Here is a 19,939-nt window from a genome sequence, read left to right as displayed (position 1 = left end):
CCACCCGTGCTTGCTGCTACAATCGCTCGCATCATAAGCCTCCTATTGATTGGGACATAGATGCTCAAGTCATAATCAGCTATTCTCCGCATATTTTATCATATTGCAGTATATTTTCCGTTCCATACTCTCGGGAAAAAGGAGCTGTATCATGAGCCAGGTCAACATGGAAGATCTGAAGACGGCAATTGAGAAGCGTATAGGAAAGCTTGAAGAGCTGCAGCAGAAGGATGGATCTTGGCGCATGTGCTTTGAAGGTGCTGTTTTAACAGATTGCTTCTATATAATCACTTTCACTTCATTCGATAGAGAAACAGATACAGTCGAGAAACTTAAAATTGAATTACTGAAAAAGCAGCGAGACGATGGAAGCTGGGCAGCATATCCCGGCGAAAGAAACGGCAACTTATCGGCTACTGTTTTGGCTTATGCAGCACTTCGTTTTTCAGGAATCCCTGCTCAGGAGCTCCGAGCAGCAGAACGCTTCATCAGCACAAACGGCGGCATCAACAAAGCGCACTTTATGATTCGCTTCATGCTGGCTGTACACGGTATGATACCATGGCCAACTTTTTTAAAGTTCCCAATGACCGCTCTGCTTGTACCGACCACATTCCCAATCAATTTCTTCCAATTCAGTTCATACGCCAGAATCCATTTTGTTCCCATGCTGCTGTTATTAAATAAAAAGTTCAAACGGATCAGCTCGCACAGTATCCAGCTTGAACATCTATTATATGAAGAAGAATGGGATGATTTTACGGATGCTCGTTCGCCATTTCGTTCCATTACCAATGAATGGAGCCGTCTGGCTCGCTTGCCAGCTCGGCTGCATCGAGCCGGCTATCGATACGCGGAACAATATATGCAGGAACGTACGGAATCAGATGGAACACTCTACAGCTATGCAAGTGCTACCTTCTTCATGGTCTACGCCTACCTGGCGCTAGGATATGAAGAAAATAATCCTAGGATACAGCAGGCATTAAAAGGGATACATTCTCTTGTCAATGAAAACTGCAACGGCATCCATGTAGAGAATTCCACTTCAACTGTTTGGGATACAGCATTGCTCAGTTATGCACTTCAGCAAGCAGGCGCTCCAGTAAAACAAAAGATGATTCAATCAGCCAATCACTATCTGCTGCAGCGGCAGCATGTCCAAAAGGCGGACTGGCAAATTCATCAGCCAGGAGCCGAGCCAGGCGGCTGGGGATTTTCGGATATCAATACGAATCATCCCGATAACGATGATACCTCCGCTGCACTCCGCGCCATCACAAGGCAGGCCCGTGAAGATCTTTCCATCAAGCGTGCCTGGAAAAAAGGAACGGATTATTTGCTGGCAATGCAAAACAAAGACGGCGGCTGGGCTGCATTCGAGAAGGATACAGATTGGTGGATCCTTGGTAAGCTGCCGATCGAAAATGCTGAAGATGCAGCGATCGATCCATCTACTGCAGATCTGACAGGTCGTGTCATGGAATATCTCGGGACTTATGCCAGTTTGAAAAAAGACCATTCCAATGTGAAAAAAGCCATCCGCTGGCTTTATAAGCATCAGCAGTTAAATGGATCATGGTATGGCAGATGGGGAGTTTGCTATTTGTACGGTACATGGGCTGCTTTGACTGGCCTTGCAGCAGTTGGCATAAAACCGTCAGAAAAACACGTGAAACGTGCTGTAAACTGGCTGAAAGCTGTTCAGCATGAGGATGGCGGCTGGGGGGAATCATGTAGAAGTGCGGAAGTAGGAACGTATGTAGATTTGCCGATCAGTACTGTCGTACAGACTGCTTGGGCAGTTGATGCTTTGATTGCCAGCGGCGAACAGGATAGCAAGGAGGTACAGCAAGGCATCAGCTTTTTGCTGAGAGAACCTCTGCTGCAGGCCTCGATCGACTACCCGACCGGGATCGGACTACCCGGCCAATTTTATATCCGTTATGAAAGCTATCCGCACATTTTTCCACTGCTTGCTCTGAGCCATTACCGGCTCAAGGCAAAGGCTTAGCTTAGCCAATACTTTTAACCATACCGCCATCAATGACGAAAGCCTGTCCGGTAATATAGGAATTAGCTGAAGAACAAAGGAAAACGGCCATGTTGGCAAATTCTTCAGGCGTACCATATCTGCCCATCGGGATAGCCGCTTGGCTTTGCTCCTGGACTTCATCCAGCCTTTTTCCAAGCTGATCGGCTGTCTTCTGATCCAGTTGGTCGGTATGTATTTTCCCAGGCCCCAGTGTATTGATTAAAATATTGTCTGGTGCCAGTTCCTGTGAAAGTGACTTTGCCAAGCCGACAATCCCAGCGCGAAATGTATTGGACAACAGCAAGTTATCAATGGATTGCTTAATGGAGGATGAAGCGATATTAAGAATATGACCGCCGCCATTTTCCTTCATGATAGGAGCTGCTGACCGAATAAAACGAACGAAGCTCAATAGATTCAGTTCAAAAGCCTGCTGCCAGTCTTCATCGCTGAAATCCAGCAGTTTACCGGCCGGCGGACCGCCAGCATTATTGATTAGAATATCAATTGAACCAGTATGCTGCTTAGCGGATTCCACTGCACGGGAAATGTCGTTTGCATCCGTAATATCACAAACAGAATAATAAACAAGCGCATTACCTGATTCTTTGATGATGTCATCCCTTGTCTGTTTCAGTGCTTGTTCATCCCGGCTGATGATATGGACACAGGCGCCTTCCTTGGCGAACTGCATGGCTGTTGCCTTCCCCAGACCTTTGCTGGCAGCTGCGACCAATGCTGTCTTCCCTGTCAATCCTAAATCCATAAAATCCCTCCTTACTCTGCTGCTTTGGCGATTTTACTCCTGATCCAGCGAGCTGCTGTGTCTTCTGGAATCTCGTATGTACCGCCTTCACGGAGCAGTTGGTTTTTATACATCGTTTGGACGAGCATGATTACTTTCATCTGCTGTCACTCCTTCCTTGGTCTCATTATACACCGAAGCCGCCGAGCAGACAGGCTTGGCGGCTTGTTCACAGCAATACGATATAATCTCGATGCACGACGGCCCTATGCCATACCGAAGCTGGATCGGACTCCCGGCTGATAAGCATTTCCCTAAGGTCCGCCGATGAAATATCACTGATTCCGCGAGCGATAGTATCTCCATCCGATGTCCTGATATCGACAACAGCTGATGCGGAAAAAGTGCCTTGCACCTCTGTGACACCGATCGGCAGCAAGCTTTTGCCGTTCTGCAGCAATGCCTCGGCTGCGCCGGCATCAATGGTAAGACTGCCTGTCGCCCTGGCATGATGCGTCAGCCATTGCTTGGTTTTGCGCTGTACTTCGGATGCTTCATCCCCGATATATGTCCCAGCGCCGTTCCCTTTGGCGATCTCGAGCAGCGTCGATGACTCATTTGTCGTGCCGATGAATACCGGCACGCCCAACTCGAGTGCAGTCTGGGCTGCCAGCACCTTGGAATACATGCCCCCGGTGCCGACTTTGGACCCGGAAGTCTGTTCGATGGAAGCCTGCATTTCAGCCGGAATCCTATCCAGGCGCTGATAACGCTTCGCATCAGGATATGTATTCGGATTCTTGTCGTATATCCCATCCACATCCGTGATCAAAATAAGCAAATCAGCTTTGACAAGTCCGCTGACATAAGCAGATAACATATCATTATCACCAAATGTGAGCTCCCGGATGGATACAGAATCATTTTCGTTGATGATCGGGACGATATGTCGCTTCAGCAGCTCCTGCAGCGTGTTATAGCTGTTATTATATTGATCGGCATTTGTGAACACATCACGTGTCAAAAGCAGCTGCGCGCATTTCATATCATATTTATCAAATGCTTCTGTATAGGCTTGTACGAGCAAGCCTTGTCCGATGGCAGCTGCAGCTTGCTTCCCTTCGATCGTCACAGGTCTTGACGGATAGCCGAGCTGACGGAAACCGGCTGCCACTGCACCGGATGATACAAGGATGACCTCGTGCCCCTCCCTGATCAAAGCGGCGATTTGATCGGTATGCCGGCGGATTTTCGCTTCGCTCATTCCCCCGCCTTGTTCCGACAGCATGCTGCTGCCTATTTTTACGATTATTCTCTTCATCACTCATTCACCTTTTCGTCCAATAACTCATTTTAGTAACGATTATATAGCAAAATATCGGAAGCTCCTAGCTTAATAACAAAAAACTTCATTGAAAATGAATAAATAGAACAGGGATCGGAGCATCCGCCGAAGCAAGCATAGGAATGATATTTATTAATGATCCAAAGGATGGGAAACGGATAGTATGAGCCCTGGCATCAGGAGGGGCAATAAGATTGAAGCTAGTTTCATAAAAAAGAACAGCACCCCCACGACGCGGCGATGGGGGTGCTGCTTACTGTCTTCCCTACGGATCATCTCAGATAGTTAATGCACTTCGACTGTCCAGCCGAATGTATCTTCCAGCTCGCCCTTCTGGATGCCGACGATCGTATCATAGACCCGTTTTGCTACTTCACCAGTGACACCTTGGTTGATCTCATATGTTTCGCCTTCATGGAACAGTTTTCCGACAGGAGAGATGACTGCTGCTGTACCAGTACCGAATACCTCTTCCAGTCTGCCTTCTTTTTGAGCCTGGATCACTTCGGCGATCGACACACGGCGTTCTGTCACAGGATATCCCCAATGCTTCAATAGATGAAGTACGCTATCTCGTGTCACACCTTGCAGGATGCTTCCATTCAGCTGAGGCGTGACGATTTCACCGTCGATTTTAAAGAATACGTTCATACTGCCGACTTCCTCGACATATTTCTTCTCCACTCCATCAAGCCAAAGGACTTGGGAGAAGCCGGATTCTGCTGCAACTTCCTGCGCTTTCAGGCTGGCAGCGTAGTTACCGCCGGTTTTCGCGTCACCGGTACCGCCTTTGACTGCACGTACATAGTCATTCTCCACTGCGATGCTTACCGGATTGATACCTTCTTTGTAGTAAGCTCCCACAGGGGACAGAATGATGATGAATTTGTAGCTGGCAGATGCAGCTACGCCAAGGAACGGTTCCGTTGAGATGATGAACGGACGGATATAAAGTGATGTTCCTTCTGCAGTCGGGATCCAATCCTTTTCGATCGAAATAAGCTGTCGCAATGCTTCCAAGGCCAGTTCTTCATCCAAGCGCGGAATGCATAGTCTGTCATTCGAGCGGTTCATACGTTCGAAGTTCTTATCCGGACGGAACAGCAGAACCTTACCTTCTTTCGTCAAATAGGCTTTCAAGCCTTCAAAAACAGTTTGACCATAGTGGAAACACATGGCTGCAGGATTTAGTTCGAGCGGTGCATATGGTACGATTTGCGGATCATGCCAGCCAGCTTCGGCAGTGTAATCCATCGTGAACATATGATCGGTAAACACCTTTCCGAATTGAAGCGTGCTTGCTTCCGGTTTCTCTTTTAAATTTTCGCTGCGTGTAAAAGCAAAGGTTTGTTGTTTCAAAGCTAGGACTCCCTGTCATTTTAGATTTTCTTTTTCTTTAAATTGTTCCTAATGATAGAATATTGCGACAACAATATCTTATCAACAGATTATAAAGGAGAAATCAGTCAGTTTCAACCTAAAATTTTAACAAAATCACTATCCATGTGTTACGATGGACAAAGATCAGGGAAAAGAAAAGCAGATACATAAAGGAGGGACGGCATATGGAAACGGGTACAATCATGTGGATCATTTGCGGCATCATCATAGTCGCTGCGCTCGCAATAGCAGCAGTCATGATCATGAAGGCTGCGAAATCCATGCTGGCGACGAAGAACAAAATCAATAAGACGATGGCACCGATGCAAGCGGATATGCAGACGATCAAACAAGAACAGGCTGTACTGCAGCAGCATCAAAAGGATATTCAGGAAAATATCCAATCCATCACAGAAGGAACAAAGACAGTCATCTCCTCGATCAAACAAGCACCCTCAGCATTAAAGCAGCAATTCAAACAAACATAATCTGAAGACAAATAACCAGCAGTCGATCGACTGCTGGTTTCTTTATGCTTCTGTCAATTCATTCAATTGACGCAATATGCCTTCAGCTTGCAGCATGGCTCCCTTTACATCCGCGAGCTCAGCCGAAAATCGTTTGATGCTTTCCTCGGTACGGCTGCTTATTTGTTCATTGCTTTGGGAATGGGTCATGATGTTATCGAATTTAGTCGTTACATCATCAAGCTGTAGCGTCCCGCTGGCAATCAGCTCTTCCGCGGCTGCCATATACTTGCTTACATTGCTGATTTGCGAATGGGTATCTTGAATCAGCGCTGTGACATCGGATACGGATGTTTTCGTCTCTTCCGCCAGTTTCCGGACCTCGCTTGCTACAACGGCAAATCCTTTCCCTTGCTCCCCTGCACGTGCCGATTCGATCGAAGCATTCAACGAGAGCAGATTCGTCTGCTCGGCAATGCCCTCTACCAGGCCTACGATGCTGCCGATTTTAGCAGCTGCTTGCTCCAGCGCTGTCAGTTCTTTCTGTACCATATCCATCTGATCCCCGATGCGCTGCATCCGTTCCTGCTGAAAGACAAGTCCTGCTTGTCCTTCCTCGGAGTGGTTCACGACTTCTTTTGCTGCCTGTTTCGTCTCATTGCTCTGCTCTGTCAGCGTCGCCGAGAATGCAACCAGTCCCTCCACAGCATGGTTCACTTGCATGAATATACTTGTAAGGCTTTCGGAGGTAGCTTGAATACTCTCATGCAGTTTATTCTGCGTTTCGATATGTTCTATATGTACACGTTCATGTTCGGTATTATAAGCATCCAATACGATTTGCTGTTCAATATTGAATATTTTCGTCGTAGCCAAAACTACGGTACGGTAATCATGAAAGTCGGTAATGTGTTTTTCATAAATGGACAGCATCTGCTGCAGAAGGTCCTGGAAAGCCCCCATATACCATTTTGGCTCCAAGCCGATTTTGGCATGTATCAAGGCAATGCGCTTGCGCTTCTCCACATAGTCTGCGTCGACTTTGCCATCGAACATTTCCTGGATGTGGCGCTTCAGCGTCTGCTTCAGCCTGTCAACGGAGCTATTATTTTCGATGATCGCCAGCAAGTTATCCTGATTCGTGATGTTTTGATAAAAACGGGTCACGATACTCTCGATCTCCTGTTGTACCAGCGGCTGCATCCTTGCAAGCACACGCAAGTCCCCTTCTGTCAGATGAATCATATCCAGCTGTTTTTTGAGCTCGCCTTCGACTTTCATGACAGCCTTGGTTCCTTTTGTAAAATCGATACCGCCCGCTGAGTCTGTTTTTTTCTCTTTTTTGCGTTTCAATAACATTATGTTCCTCCTTATTGAATCCCCCATTTCCTAATTATCGGTTGAACAGCCAAAAAATGAAGGAGTCCTGCCAAAATACTGGCAGGAATTCTCACAAGTTGCTGGCTCCTTCTCCTTTTTCAAGCCATAATAAAAGCAGAACTTCCGCCAAACGGAAATTCTGCTTTAAGTTCAAGGTAAAACCGTCTCCCCCATCAGCTGGAGATCGACTTGTTTGGCCACATCTCTTCCTTCGTTGATCGCCCAGACGATCAGACTCTGTCCGCGGCGGGCATCACCGGCAGCAAATACGTTCTCGACATTCGTGCGATAGTCTCCGTATGCTGCTTCGACCCGTTTATTCGGTGTTACATTGACGCCGAATTCAGTCAGAAGCGGCGTTTCGGTACCTTCAAAGCCGATGGCGATCAATACAAGCTCGGCAGGCCATACTTTTTCAGAGCCTTCGACTTCTTGGTAGACGAACATACCTTGCTCATTACGGACCTTCTGCATATCGATCGTATGCAATTCTTTCAGATTGCCTTGCTCATCCATGACGAATTTTGTGGTCTGGATGGAGTATTGGCGCGGGTCTTCCCCATAGACCGCCTTCGCTTCTTTATGTGCATATTCCAAACCGAATACATGCGGATATTCGGGCCATTGGTTATCGGCACTGCGAGCCAGGGGCAGCTGTGGATGCTTGCCGAATTGGGTGACGCTTTTGGCTCCCTGGCGGACGGCGGTCGCGATACAATCGGCACCGGTATCCCCGCCGCCGATGACGATGACATCTTTACCAGCCGCATCGAATTCAGGCTGAATCGTCCGTTTGTCATCCAGCAGCGCTTTTGTGGAAGCTGTCAAATAATCCATTGCGATGTGGATTCCCTTTGCTTCCCTTCCTTCGATGACAAGATCACGCTGCTTTTGGGCACCTGTACAAAGGATGACAGCGTCATACTGTTCCCGAAGCTCATCGGCACTGATGTCCTCGCCGATTTCCGTATTCAGGATGAAGTCGATTCCTTCCTGGCGCAGTAAATTGATCCGGCGCTCCACCACTGCTTTATCCAGCTTCATATTTGGAATGCCGTACATAAGCAAACCGCCAGCTCGATCGGCACGCTCGTAAACCGTTACGGAGTGGCCGGCTTGGTTCAGCTGATCGGCACTTGCAAGGCCCGCCGGACCAGAACCGACGATCGCCACTTTTTTGCCCGTCCGTTCCTGTGGGATGCGCGGCGTAATCCAGCCGTTCTCAAAGCCTTTATCGATGATTGCCCGCTCGATATTCTTGATGGCCACTGCCGGATCGCTGATTGCCACCGTACAGGAGCCCTCGCAAGGCGCAGGACAGACGCGCCCTGTGAATTCCGGGAAGTTATTTGTCAGCATCAATCTTTCCAATGCTTCTTTCCATTTACCCTTATACACAAGATCGTTCCACTCAGGGATCAGGTTGTAAATCGGACAGCCGGATGTGCTCCCGCCGATTTCCATACCGATATGGCAGAACGGTGTACCGCAATCCATACAGCGAGCCCCTTGTGTCTTCAGTGTAGCATCAGAGAAAGGAGCGGCGTATTCGTTCCAGTCCCCGGTGCGCGTTTTTGGATCGCGTTCCCTTGCTTCTTCTCTTTTGTAGTCGATAAAACCGGTTGCTTTCCCCATACTTCCACCTCTTTCTTAATGTACAGCTGCTGGCTTCTCGGATTCTTTCACTGGCTGTGGCTGCTGGTTCTTCCATACAAATGCTTCCATCACCGCTTCCTCCTGCGAAAGTCCAAGCTCACGCTGTGCATCGATTTGATGCATCATGCTGCGGTAATCGATCGGAATCACTTTGACAAAGTAAGCTAGTTCCGTTTCCCAGTTTTCCAGGATGAAGAGTGCCTTTTCGCTTTCTGTGTAGGCGGCGTGCTTTTCTATCATAGTGCGAAGTTCCGCAATCTCTTCTTTATCCGTCAGCTGTTCAAAATCAACCATTTCCTTATTGCAAAGTTGTTTGAGTCCTTCATGGTCGCCTGTATGGATGTAGGCGATTCCGCCAGACATTCCGGCAGCGAAGTTCTTGCCGACTTCACCGAGTATGACAACCTTACCGCCAGTCATGTATTCACAGCCATGCTCGCCGATTCCTTCCACGACAGCTGTCGCACCGCTGTTCCGCACAGCGAACCGCTCACCAGCCTTGCCGTTGATATACGCTTCACCGGATGTGGCTCCATACAGCGCCACGTTGCCGGCGATCACTTGTTGAGCAGCGGATGCCCGGAATGCAGCCGGTTTTTTGACGATCAGTTTTGCACCGGATAAGCCTTTTCCGACATAGTCGTTGGCATCGCCTGTCACTTTCAAGGTCATCCCTTTTGGCGTGAAAGCGCCAAAGCTCTGACCTGCAGAACCATGGAAATGCAGATTCACGGAATCTTCCGGAAGGCCCGCTTCGGCAAATTTTTTGCTGATTTCACTGCCTGCAAGCGTACCGGCCACACGATTGATATTGCGGATCGGCATTTGCAGATTCACTTTTCCCTCGCCGTTGAGTGCCTTTTCCAGCTGCGGCAGTATATCTGTCGTATCCAACGCGATATCGATCTTATGGTTTTGCGGCGTACTGTAAGTCTTCGGTCCATCGATTTGATGAAGCAGTCTGCTCAAATCAAGCTGCCCTGCTTTCCAATGTGATTTTGCTCGTTCGGAAACCTCCAGCACATCTGTACGGCCGACCATCTCTTCCATTGTCCGGAAACCGAGTTCCGCCATGATTTCCCTTACTTCCTGCGCAATGAAGGTCATAAAGTTGACGACATGGTCTGGATCACCCATGAATTTCTTGCGCAGCTCCGGGTTTTGCGTCGCGATGCCGACTGGACATGTATCGATATGGCAGACACGCATCATGACACAGCCCAAGACTACCAATGGAGCCGTTGCAAAGCCATATTCCTCCGCACCAAGCAAAGCAGCCATGACGACATCGCGCCCAGTCATCAGCTTACCGTCGGTTTCCAAACGGACGCGGTCGCGCAAACCATTCAGCATAAGCGTTTGGTGTGCTTCCGCCAGCCCGATCTCCCATGGAAGACCAGCGTGCTTGATACTTGTTTTCGGAGATGCACCTGTACCACCGTCGTATCCACTGATGACGATGACATCAGCGCTTCCTTTTGCCACACCGGCAGCAATCGTACCGACGCCGCCTTTGGCAACCAATTTAACGCTGATCCGTGCATCTCTATTGGCATTTTTCAAATCGTGGATCAGCTGCGCCAAATCCTCGATACTGTATATATCATGGTGCGGCGGCGGAGAAATCAAGCCGACACCTGGAGTGGATTTCCGTACATCAGCAACCCATGGGTATACTTTCTTACCCGGCAGCTGTCCGCCTTCCCCTGGCTTTGCTCCTTGCGCCACTTTGATTTGCAGCTCATTCGCCTGTACCAGATAGGAACTCATGACACCGAAACGGCCGGAAGCAATCTGCTTGATGGCGCTGCGGCGGTAATCTCCATTTTCATCCATCGTATAACGTTTGGGGTTTTCGCCGCCCTCGCCGCTGTTGCTCTTGCCGCCTAAGCGATTCATCGCGATCGCAAGAGCTTCATGGGCTTCTTCACTGATGGATCCAAAGGACATCGCCCCTGTTTTGAAGCGAGTCACGATGCTTTCCACCGATTCCACTTCATCAAGCGGAATCGCCTTCTTTTTCTTGAAATCGAAAAGGTTGCGAAGGAATCCGAGCCGTTCCTGATCGGCAGCTTCGGTATACTCCTTGAATAAGTCATAGTCGTTTCGGCGGCACGCCCATTGCAGCGTATGGATCGTTTTGGGATTGAACGCATGATGTTCCCCGTTTTTCCGCCATTGGTACTCACTGCCGGTTTCCAGGGCTGCCGTCCTTGATTTATAGGCAGCTTGATGACGTTTTTTCGCCTCCAGGGCAATGGTGTCCAAATCAATTCCATCAATTTGGGACGTCGTACCAGTGAAATACTCGGAAATAACATGATGACTGATACCGACTGCCTCAAAGATTTGTGCCCCGCGGTAGCTTTGTACAGTGCTGATGCCCATTTTGGACATGACCTTGACGACGCCTTCGGTCAATGCGGCAGCATATTCCCTGATGGCCTCAGGATAAGTCAAGTCAATATCGCCATGATCGATTGCTTCCTTCACTGTTGCATACGCCAGATAAGGATGGATCGCATCTGCCCCATAGCCGAGCAGCGTCGCGACATGATGGACCTCCCGCACTTCCCCGGCTGAGGCGATCAAGCTGACCTTGGTCCGAAGACCTTTGCGGATGAGATGCTGATGCAGCCCGCTCACAGCAAGCAGAGCAGGAACCGGTACGTATATATCAGACATCAGGCGGTCAGTCAGCACAAGAACGCTGACGCCCTTCCTGATTGCTTCCTCTGCCTCCTGAAAAATGCGCTGCATGCTCTTCTGGAGGTTTTTCCCGAATAATGTATGGATCTCCTGCAGCTTGAAATCACCGCTTTTATCGGTTATCAGCTGTTCCAGCTGGTTATTCGTAATGACAGGTGATGCCAATTTGATCCGTCTGCAATTCGTTCCATCCGGATGCAGCAAATTGCCCTCTTTTCCAAGATAGGAAAGCGTGCTGGTAACGATCTGCTCCCTGTATGCATCAATCGGCGGGTTCGTCACCTGGGCGAACAGCTGCTTGAAATAATTGAACAGCGATTGCGGCCGGTCCGACAGCACAGAGAGCGGCGTGTCATTCCCCATCGCCCCGATCGGGTCTTTGCCCTCTGATACAAGCGGAACAAGATACTTCTTGACATCTTCATATGTGTAGCCGAATGCCTTTTGTTTGGTGACAAGGTCCTCGACAGCACTATCATCTGCAGCCGTCTGATCGCGGAGCTCCACGATATTATCATCCAGCCACTTTTGATACGGCTCTGCAGCAGCCATCTCCTGCTTGATTTCTTCGTCAGGAATCAAACGGCCTTGCTCCAAATCCAATAGCAGCATTTTGCCCGGGCTGAGCCGATCTTTAAGCAGGACATTCTCTTCCTCGACATCGATGACTCCCACTTCGGAGGAGAGGATGAGATGATCATCCTTCGTCACATAATAACGACCGGGACGCAAACCATTACGGTCGAGGATTGCGCCGATTTGTTTCCCATTCGTGAACGATATGGCTGTCGGACCGTCCCAAGGCTCCATCAATGTGCTATGATAAGCATAAAAAGCACGTTTTTCCTTATCCATATAGGGGTTCTTATCCCATGGTTCCGGAATCATCATCATGGCAGCATGAGCCGGTTTACGGCCCGCTAGCACGAAGAATTCAAAAGCATTATCCATGATGGAGGAATCACTTCCGTCCGTATCCAGAATCGGCAGGATCTTAGCTGCGTCCTTACCGAAAGCTTTGGTAACCAGCTGCTCCTGACGGGCGCGCATCCAATTGACATTCCCTTGCAGCGTATTGATTTCCCCATTATGGATGAGATAACGGTTCGGATGGGCCCGTTCCCAGCTTGGGAAGGTATTCGTACTGAAGCGGGAGTGCACAAGTGCAAATGCACTCTCAAACAGCGGATCCTGCAGATCCAGGTAGAACTGATCGACCTGCGCGGAGGTCAGCATCCCTTTGTAGACGATCGTCTCACTGGAAAAGCTCGCGAAATACAGATGCTGCTGCATTTCTTTTGCTTCGTTTTCCGCTTGCTTGCGGATCACGTACAGCTTCCGCTCAAACGGGAGGCCCTTTTCTGTCTGCTCCCCGATTCCCACGAACAGCTGGCGGACATAAGGCTTCACGTCCTTTGCCATGATGCCGATGTGCGTGTCATCGACAGGTACGGTGCGCCAGCCGATTACGTGCTGACCTTCCGCTTCCACAAGAGAGCTGATTTTGCTTTCCAATTCCTCCTGCTGGGAGTCCTGCGTGTTGAAGAAAATCATCGCCACGCCGTAAGCACCCGCTTCAGGTAAAGAAAATTCGGTCTTTTCGGAAAAATAACGGTGTGGAAGCTGCACCATGATCCCCGCTCCGTCCCCTGATGCAGGATCGCTCCCTTGACCGCCGCGGTGATCCAGCTGACGCAGCAGCTGCAATCCTTTTTGAACGACATAATGGGCTGCTTTCCCCTTCATATGCGCGTACAAGCCGATACCGCATGCATCGTGCTCGAATTCCGGTCGATAAAGGCCTTGTGCTTTTGGTAGAAAATGAAATGCCATTATTAATCCCTCACTCTCTGTCTCGAAACCGACATGTTGTCTTATAGTACATTGTAGGTTTTCTAATTGATCGAAACAATATATAATTTAGATAGAATCAATCTCATTTTGAGATAGAAAGGAGGAGTGCAGCATGGAATTACGTCAACTGCGCTATTTTATCGAGGTTGCCAAACGGGAGCATATGTCGGAAGCTGCAGAATATTTGCTTGTCGCTCAGTCCGCCATCAGTCGGCAAATCAGCAATTTGGAGGATGAATTGGGTGTGGACCTGTTCGAACGCGAGGGGAGAAATGTCAAGCTGACCAAAATAGGACGTACCTTCCTAACCCATATCGAAACAGCCATGCAGGCAATCGATTATGCAAAGAAGCAAATCGATGAGCATTTGGATCCGGAGCGCGGGTCGGTAAAGATCGGCTTCCCGACCAGCCTGGCCGGCCAGCTGCTGCCTACGGTCATTTACTCTTTCAAGGAGGCCTATCCGAATATCCAGTTTCAGCTGCGGCAAGGTACTTATCAATTCCTGATCGAACAAGTATCCCGGGGCGATATCGATATCGCATTTATCGGTCCCGTCCCGCGGGATCATGACCGCATCGATGGCGAAATCCTCTTTACCGAAAGCTTCTCTGCGCTCCTTCCTGTCGCACACAGGTTCGCTGAACGTGAGCAGCTGCAGCTGAAAGATTTACAAAAGGAGCAATTCGTCCTTTTCCCTGAAGGCTATAAATTGAGGCAGCTTGTGATGGATGGCTGCAAGAAGGCGGGTTTTGAACCGACTGTATCATCTGAAGGAGAAGATTTGGATGCAATCAAAGGGCTCGTTGCAGCCGGCATCGGCATCAGCATTTTGCCGGAAAGTACATTTTATGATGCCACCCCGCGGATGACAGCGAAAATTCCGATTACATTTCCGGAAGTGAGGAGATCTGTCGGCGTCATCATGCCCAAAGAGAGGCAAGTGGCACCATCGGAACAACTGTTTTACGATTTTGTCCGTGATTTCTTCTCCCGCTTGCAGCAATTCAGATAAAAAAAACGATTGTGCATGACGCACAATCGTTTTTAGTTTACGACGCTGTCAGCCGGGCTCAAAAGACGGCTCAGCTTTGTCAGTTCGAATTCTTCGAGCATCGCTTGCTTCTGTTTTTCATCCACTGCCCAAACAGCATCTTCAAGAGGACAGCTGATCGGAACCTCGCAATGGATTGCAGCAAGCTTTCTGCTCAAATGTAAATTGTCCAAATCCGACTCGATTTTCTTCCGTACACCATTAGGAAGCTCGGCGAGATTCTCCAGTATATTATCGATGGTTTCAAACTGAGTCAGCAGCTTGATGGCTGTCTTTTCACCGATGCCCTTGACGCCCGGGTAATTGTCGGAGCTATCCCCCATCAAGCCTTTCATATCGATGATTTGCGCCGGAGTCAGTCCCTTTTGTTCCAAAAAGGTGGCTTCCTGGAATACTTCATAGTTTCCCTCGCCTTTTCGCATGATGGCAACGTCCACATTCGGCTGGACAAGCTGCAGCATATCCTGGTCGCCGGTAAGTATCGTCACTTGATGCCCTTCAGTTGCATAAAGGCATGCCAGTGTCCCGATGCAGTCGTCTGCTTCATAATTTTCCAGGCCGATGTTGGGGATACCATAACCAGCAGCAACCTGCTTGACCGCATCGAATTGCGGGATCAGTTCGACAGGCGGCGCCTCACGATTGCCTTTGTACGTATCCAGCATCTCGCTGCGGAATGTCTTCGAGCCCATATCCCAGCAAGCAGCCACATGCGTCGGTTCGAAATGATCAACTGCAGCAGCCAGATGACGGATAAAGCCATGCAGCCCATTGGTCGGCATCCCTTTTGAGTTGATCATAAAATAATTACGGTAAGCTGTGGCATGGAATGCGCGGAATAATATCGCCATGCCATCTATCAATAAGATGTGATTTTTCATAACCGTTTCATAGTCTCCTTCTTTTCTTTCATCCTTCTAGTTTATCATACTAGTACAACTTATATATATAGGGTAAAATAAGTCATATTACACCAGGAAGGAGCTAGGAAACTATGACAACAAACTTTGCCAAGGCAACATTCGCAGGAGGATGCTTCTGGTGTATGGTGAAGCCATTCGATCAATGGGATGGCGTGGAATCGGTCATCTCCGGCTACACTGGGGGCCATGTCGAGAATCCCACCTACGAGCAAGTGAAAACAGGGACGACAGGACACTATGAAGCTGTCGAAATCACGTATGATCCAGCGAAGATAACATATCAGCAAATACTGGACCTATATTGGCCGCAAATCGACCCCACCGATGCTGGCGGTCAGTTCCATGATCGCGGTGATCAGTACCGTACCGCAATCTTTTATCATGACGAGGTGCAGGAAGAGCTTGCGCAGTTCTCCAAAAAAGCACTTGAAGAAAGCGGCAAGTTCAAACAGCCGATCGTGACCGAGATCCTGCCGGCAGCTCCCTTCTATCCTGCCGAGGATTATCATCAAGACTTCTATAAGAAAGAAAAAGAAGCTTACGAAGAAGATCGTGCAAAATCCGGCCGGGATGAATTCATCGAAGAACACTGGAATAAATAAAGGAGCGATTTTTTCGCTCCTTGTTTCACACACTTCAGTTTACATAATATAATTATGGTCTACCGATTGTTTGATCAGTTCATATGATTTCCATTTTGCTTCCTTATCATGGATATTGGTTATGATCATGAACTCATCTGCTTGGTAGAGATCCTTCAGTCTTTCAAGCTCCTCTCTTACTTTCTCAGGTGTGCCGATGACACAGCGTTTGCGGTTTTGGCGGATGGTTTCTTTATCCGCTTCCGTCAGCTGACGTTTCTTGATAAGTTCCGGGGATGGAATCTGCGTATCACGTCCTTTGCCGACACTCAGAAGCCAATGATCCTGACTCTCCGCCAACGCTTCCGCCCGCTCTTGTGTTTCTGCACAAACAACAAAAATGCAAACAATCCCATATGGCTTCTCCATGGACACAGATGGACGAAACGCTTCCTTATATATAGGCATCGCATCGGGCTTAGCCGGGCTGATGAAGTGACCGAATACATAACCGATCCCCAGTTCCCCCGCCCGTCTGGCGCTTCCCTCCGATAAGCCAAGCACCCATAATGGCGCAGGATCTTTCACTCGCGGAGAAGCTTTCACCGAGCGATAAGGATGCTCACGCGGAAGTGTATTATGCAGAAAGCCTTGCAGCTCCCGCAGCTTTCTTGGAAATTCCCCCATGCCGCTATCGGCACCATCCGCCAAAGCACTCCTCGTCTGTTCATTGCCGCCTGGCGAACGGCCGACTCCCAAATCGACCCGTCCAGGAAATAATCCCGCCAAGGTATGAAAGGTTTCCGCTACCTTCAGCGGACTGTACTGCGGCAGCAATACCCCTCCTGTCCCGACCTTTATTGAATTCGTCGCACTGGCAATCCGCGTAGCCATTATTTCAGGGGCGACGCTGACCAATCCGTTTGTATTATGATGCTCTGCAAACCAATAACGCTCATAGCCTAGCCTTTCTGCATGCTGTGCAAGCTCTATCGCTTCTTGCAATGCCTCCTCCGGCGTCATTCCCCTTCTGATCGGTGCCTGATCCAATACGCTGAGCTTCATGCGCCCACCTCTTCCCTGCAACTAATTATCCATCTTATTGTAGGTAATGAAACGGGAAGCATACAAGGTATTCGCTCAGGAAATCCATGCAGAAGCATTTTTGATAGGCACATACATCTTTCCATTTGCATACTATTTTCAATTCCTAAAATAAACATCCCGTATAATCACAGAAATAAAACAAACCCTGAAATTCCCCAATCATATAGGAATTTCAGAGTCTGATATGTCATCTAATCCGTTTTATCCATGTGTTGCGACCAAATGCTGGAGAAACCCCTAATCAAAGTTTAATCTACATAACCATCTAGAAATTTACTCGCCTCACTATTAAACTTCCACATTACCCCAAATTTATCGACTAACATTCCAAAGCTTGCTGACCACGGCGTAGAGGATATCGGCATGATCACAGTACCACCCTCTGAAAGCCCTTCAAAGTATTGCTTATTCATTTCTGGATCAGCATCTATAATACTGATCAGGATGGTATTCCCATTTGTGATTTCGCCTGTCGCAGCTTGCATAAAAGGCGGAACATCAGAGATCATTAAAATATTCCCTGCAAACTCGATACGAGAATCCATAATCATATTTTGTTCCTCTTCCTTTAATGGAGCATTTGGATCTTGGCCAACATCACCAAACCTCGCCTTTTTAACACGAGTTGCTGCTAATGCCTTTTCATAAAAGGCCAACGCTTCTTCTGCTCTTCCATCGAATTGCAGATAAATTATTGCTTTCATATTTTATTCCTCCTTTTCATATTTGAAGTATAATAGGGCATGGGCGACATATGTATGTCATATATCGGAGGGAAATATGAAAAAAATTGAGCGACTTATCTCGATAGTGATGATTTTGTTACAAAAGGAAGTCGTTTCAGCATCAGAATTCAGCCGACTTTTTCATGTGACAAAACGAACGATCCAACGTGATATGGAAACATTACATTATGCAAACATCCCTATTTACGCAGAATATGGTGCTGAAGGGGGATATGCGCTAATGGAAGAGTATAAATTCGATAAGCGATTACTGAATCACAAGGATATTGAAAATATACTTATAGCTTTAGGTGGCGTAGAGGGACTGATTACCGATCAGGGGATCCAAACGACTATTCAGAAAATCAAAGGAATGACCAGCGCAGATATTTCTCCAACACTTGATTTGACTTTCTACGATTGGCCGGGAAGAAGCCAAATCAACGAAGAAGTGCTATTTATCAGGCAAGCAATTGAGAAAAATTGGTTATTGAAATTTGAATATGTGGATCAAATGGGAAATAAAACGTACAGACTCGTAGAGCCCTATAAGTTACATTTCAGGGAGAGGAATTGGTATCTCTTTGGTTATAGTCTAGAACGGGAAGATTATCGGACATTCAAGATAACGAGGATATTACATATCCAAAAAGACGGTTTTTTTGTTCCAAGGACTGACCAGGAATTTCAACATGAAAAACAATATAATGAACAAAAAAATTTGGTTAATGTGCATCTATCGATAGATGTTGCTGTAAGGGATCAATTTATCGAAAGGTATGGGAAAGATGCCGTGATAAAAGGAACTTCTGGTAGTTACCTTGCAGTGATTGAATTGCCTGAGCATCAATATGCCTATCAATTTTTAGCCGGATTCGGTAATAAAGTCAAGATCATCAAGCCAAAAGGTTTTATTGCGAAATATATAAAATTTTTGGAGGAAGCAGTGAAACTTTACAAATGAAGTGTTCGTAGATGGTCCATCCAAGATAGTGTACTTAATCGAACGGTGTATATTTACGAGAAATATTATAACTGTCCTTGAGATATCTACCATATAATGATGATCTATTTGAATTCTTATTTCTCTAAATTTAAAGCTGGATATTACATTCCTTCCATTTGTTTAACATACCATAATTCCCTGTCCATCCTGAATGTATTATCCTTGTATTGAAAGGGGGAATTGAAATGAGAATATTTGATGCTCATTTTCACATTATTGACTTCGATTATCCTGTTATTGAGAATCAAGGATATACCCCACCCAGCTACGTTACAGAAGATTATCTAACAGAGACTGCTGATTTAAATGTATTGGGTGGAGCGATTGTATCTGGATCATTTCAAGGTTTTGATCAAGAATACTTACTGAAGGCACTTAAACAAATGGGAACAGCATTTTGTGGCGTTACACAGTTCCTTATACAGTAACAGATGAAGAAATCTTAAAATTACATACCAATGGAGTAAGAGCATTACGATTTAATATTAAACGCGGCGGATCAGAGGATTTGTCAAAATTTGATTACTTTGCAAGAAGAGTGTACGATTTGGCCGGATGGCATAGCGAACTTTATATTGATGCGATACAGCTACCTGAGATAGCAGCAATCATCGAGAAACTACCTGCTATTTCAATCGATCATTTAGGATTGTCAGAAGAAGGGCTACCACATCTTTTAAGATTAGTAGATAAAGGCATACACGTAAAAGCCACAGGGTTTGGACGAGTTGAACTAAATATTGAAAACGCTTTAAAGTCTATATATAAAGTAAACCCGGATGCTCTTATGTACGGTACAGATTTACCATCAACAAGAGCCAAAAGGCCTTTTGAGCACAAAGACATTGAATTAGTTCAGAGTTTATTTGATGATCAAGCTACGGATAAGATTTTGTATACAAATGCTATGAAGTGGTATTTCAAATAATATTTTAAATGAGTTTTTCTATTGCCTCCCTCATTCCAAGGAGG

15 protein-coding genes and 1 pseudogene are annotated in these 19,939 nt (G+C 47.3%); 6 read left to right on the top strand and 10 right to left on the bottom strand.

What is annotated here, in order from left to right; translation table 11 throughout:
• Positions 1-151 precede the first annotated feature (151 nt).
• The gene (gene shc, locus CHH53_RS05725; RefSeq protein WP_095215170.1) at positions 152-2,014 is read left to right on the top strand and encodes a squalene--hopene cyclase; all 1,863 of its coding nucleotides are present in this window, start codon (positions 152-154) and stop codon (positions 2,012-2,014) included.
• Position 2,015: 1 nt separating this feature from the next.
• Here the strand turns inward: shc and CHH53_RS05720 are convergent, their stop codons facing one another.
• The 4 genes from CHH53_RS05720 to CHH53_RS05710 all read right to left on the bottom strand — a co-directional run bounded on the left by CHH53_RS05720 (position 2,016) and on the right by CHH53_RS05710 (position 5,484).
• Positions 2,016-2,801 carry an SDR family oxidoreductase gene (locus tag CHH53_RS05720; RefSeq protein ID WP_095215169.1) on the bottom strand — a complete coding sequence of 262 codons (786 nt, stop codon included), beginning with the start codon at positions 2,799-2,801 and terminating at the stop codon, positions 2,016-2,018.
• Between the two features lie 11 nt (positions 2,802-2,812).
• Positions 2,813-2,941 carry a hypothetical protein gene (locus CHH53_RS17780; RefSeq protein WP_255374703.1) on the bottom strand — a complete coding sequence of 43 codons (129 nt, stop codon included), beginning with the start codon at positions 2,939-2,941 and terminating at the stop codon, positions 2,813-2,815.
• 68 nt (positions 2,942-3,009) lie between these two features.
• Positions 3,010-4,101 carry a glutamate 5-kinase gene (gene proB / locus CHH53_RS05715; RefSeq protein ID WP_095215168.1) on the bottom strand — a complete coding sequence of 364 codons (1,092 nt, stop codon included), beginning with the start codon at positions 4,099-4,101 and terminating at the stop codon, positions 3,010-3,012.
• A 309-nt stretch (positions 4,102-4,410) separates the two neighbouring features.
• Positions 4,411-5,484, bottom strand: a complete 1,074-nt coding sequence (locus CHH53_RS05710; RefSeq protein WP_095215167.1) for a branched-chain amino acid aminotransferase — start codon at positions 5,482-5,484, stop codon at positions 4,411-4,413.
• A 206-nt stretch (positions 5,485-5,690) separates the two neighbouring features.
• Between CHH53_RS05710 and CHH53_RS05705 the strand changes: the two genes are divergently transcribed.
• Positions 5,691-5,993: a hypothetical protein gene (locus tag CHH53_RS05705; protein ID WP_095215166.1), complete on the top strand. Its 303-nt coding sequence runs from the start codon at positions 5,691-5,693 to the stop codon at positions 5,991-5,993.
• A 42-nt stretch (positions 5,994-6,035) separates the two neighbouring features.
• Here CHH53_RS05705 and CHH53_RS05700 read toward each other — a convergent pair whose 3' ends face one another.
• From CHH53_RS05700 to gltB, 3 genes are all read right to left on the bottom strand, one after another.
• Positions 6,036-7,331: a globin-coupled sensor protein gene (locus CHH53_RS05700; RefSeq protein WP_158221494.1), complete on the bottom strand. Its 1,296-nt coding sequence runs from the start codon at positions 7,329-7,331 to the stop codon at positions 6,036-6,038.
• Positions 7,332-7,502: 171 nt separating this feature from the next.
• Positions 7,503-8,987, bottom strand: a complete 1,485-nt coding sequence (gene gltD / locus CHH53_RS05695; RefSeq protein ID WP_095215164.1) for a glutamate synthase small subunit — start codon at positions 8,985-8,987, stop codon at positions 7,503-7,505.
• Positions 8,988-9,002: 15 nt separating this feature from the next.
• On the bottom strand, positions 9,003-13,550 hold the full coding sequence (gltB, locus tag CHH53_RS05690; RefSeq protein ID WP_095215163.1) for a glutamate synthase large subunit: 4,548 nt from the start codon (positions 13,548-13,550) through the stop codon (positions 9,003-9,005).
• Positions 13,551-13,683: 133 nt separating this feature from the next.
• Between gltB and gltC the strand changes: the two genes are divergently transcribed.
• Complete coding sequence (gene gltC, locus CHH53_RS05685) at positions 13,684-14,586, top strand: glutamate biosynthesis transcriptional regulator GltC (RefSeq protein ID WP_095215162.1); 903 nt, start codon at positions 13,684-13,686, stop codon at positions 14,584-14,586.
• A gap of 32 nt (positions 14,587-14,618) precedes the next feature.
• Here gltC and CHH53_RS05680 read toward each other — a convergent pair whose 3' ends face one another.
• On the bottom strand, positions 14,619-15,506 hold the full coding sequence (locus tag CHH53_RS05680) for a 5'-3' exonuclease (RefSeq protein WP_095215161.1): 888 nt from the start codon (positions 15,504-15,506) through the stop codon (positions 14,619-14,621).
• Between the two features lie 113 nt (positions 15,507-15,619).
• Here CHH53_RS05680 and msrA point away from each other — a divergent pair, with 113 nt between their 5' ends.
• Positions 15,620-16,150 (top strand): peptide-methionine (S)-S-oxide reductase MsrA, encoded by a 531-nt coding sequence (gene msrA / locus CHH53_RS05675; protein WP_095215160.1) that lies wholly within the window; start codon positions 15,620-15,622, stop codon positions 16,148-16,150.
• Positions 16,151-16,189: 39 nt separating this feature from the next.
• Here msrA and CHH53_RS05670 read toward each other — a convergent pair whose 3' ends face one another.
• Together CHH53_RS05670 and CHH53_RS05665 are read right to left on the bottom strand one after the other, a co-directional pair.
• Complete coding sequence (locus CHH53_RS05670; RefSeq protein WP_095215159.1) at positions 16,190-17,194, bottom strand: LLM class flavin-dependent oxidoreductase; 1,005 nt, start codon at positions 17,192-17,194, stop codon at positions 16,190-16,192.
• 290 nt (positions 17,195-17,484) lie between these two features.
• Positions 17,485-17,940 (bottom strand): VOC family protein, encoded by a 456-nt coding sequence (locus CHH53_RS05665; protein ID WP_095215158.1) that lies wholly within the window; start codon positions 17,938-17,940, stop codon positions 17,485-17,487.
• A gap of 76 nt (positions 17,941-18,016) precedes the next feature.
• Here CHH53_RS05665 and CHH53_RS05660 point away from each other — a divergent pair, with 76 nt between their 5' ends.
• Both CHH53_RS05660 and CHH53_RS05655 read left to right on the top strand, forming a co-directional pair.
• Positions 18,017-18,925 carry a helix-turn-helix transcriptional regulator gene (locus CHH53_RS05660; protein ID WP_095215157.1) on the top strand — a complete coding sequence of 303 codons (909 nt, stop codon included), beginning with the start codon at positions 18,017-18,019 and terminating at the stop codon, positions 18,923-18,925.
• A gap of 227 nt (positions 18,926-19,152) precedes the next feature.
• Positions 19,153-19,895, top strand: a pseudogene (locus tag CHH53_RS05655) (amidohydrolase family protein).
• Positions 19,896-19,939: the final 44 nt, after the last annotated feature.

The sequence above is a fragment of the Terribacillus sp. 7520-G genome, assembly GCF_002271665.1.
GTDB lineage: Bacteria > Bacillota > Bacilli > Bacillales > Amphibacillaceae > Terribacillus.
The sequence above is the reverse complement of the archived record's forward strand: the minus strand, read 5'-3'. Positions and strand labels throughout refer to the sequence as shown.